This window comes from Mesorhizobium sp. M0618 (assembly GCF_040320765.1).
Classification (GTDB): Bacteria; Pseudomonadota; Alphaproteobacteria; order Rhizobiales; family Rhizobiaceae; genus Mesorhizobium.
On record NZ_JAMYQH010000079.1, the window covers coordinates 1 to 802 of the forward strand.

General features: G+C 57.5%; 1 protein-coding gene and 1 pseudogene. Both read right to left on the reverse strand.

Annotated features, from left to right (window positions below):
- A pseudogene (locus tag NKJ04_RS33600) lies at positions 1–376 on the reverse strand (IS5 family transposase); the annotation flags it as partial.
- A 62-nt stretch (positions 377–438) separates the two neighbouring features.
- Positions 439–777 carry a DUF7684 family protein gene (locus NKJ04_RS33605; protein WP_245490608.1) on the reverse strand — a complete coding sequence of 113 codons (339 nt, stop codon included), beginning with the start codon at positions 775–777 and terminating at the stop codon, positions 439–441.
- Between the last annotated feature and the right edge of the window lie 25 nt (positions 778–802).

The window sequence follows — 802 nt, forward strand, 5'->3', positions numbered from 1 at the left end:
TGGATTTTGGTTGTCAGCCCGCCTCGGGAACGACCGAGACAATGATCTCGATCCCCCTTTTTGCCGTCGCGCCCTGCTGATGCACGCGAACAATGGAGGTGTCGATCATCTGCACCGTGCCGTCATGGGCTTTGGTGATGGCATCCATGAGGCGGTCCCACACACCTGCTTTTCGCCATCGGACGAAGCGATTGTAGCAGGTGGTGCGCGGGCCGTATCGCTCCGGCAGATCGCGCCATGGCGCACCCGATCGCAGCACCCAGAAGATGCCGTTCAGCACCCTGCGGTCGTCAACGCGCGGCACTCCTCGCGGCTTGTTGGGCAACAGCGGCTCGATCGCGCGCCATTCGAAGTCAGTCAGGTCATATCGGCTCATGTGGAGCCTGAATCAGAAAACGGCGTGATATGGAAGCCTAAATTGCGGGCGGTCAACGACTCTTACAGCCGGACCTCTTCGACGGGATCGCCGCGCTCGAACTCCCACGTCCTAGCCATGTTCAACACATCCTCAAATGGCTCATCGGGGTGAGAAGTCGTGCATATAAAGCGTGTCTCGTCGCTTCCGTCACCGACGACGATCTCGTCGATAATGTCTTCAACCCTCGCGCAGCCCGGTCCGACCACGGCCACGAGCGATACACCGTCATTCAGACATTGCTCAACAAAGCCATCGAGCAAGGTCTCATCCGATACCGGAACATGAAGAATTAATTTGCGGGCGAACGGCATAGTCAGATTGTAGGCCGACGGGTGATTGCTTTCCAGCGTCTCAATCATCCAGCATTTATGAGTTCACGACCTA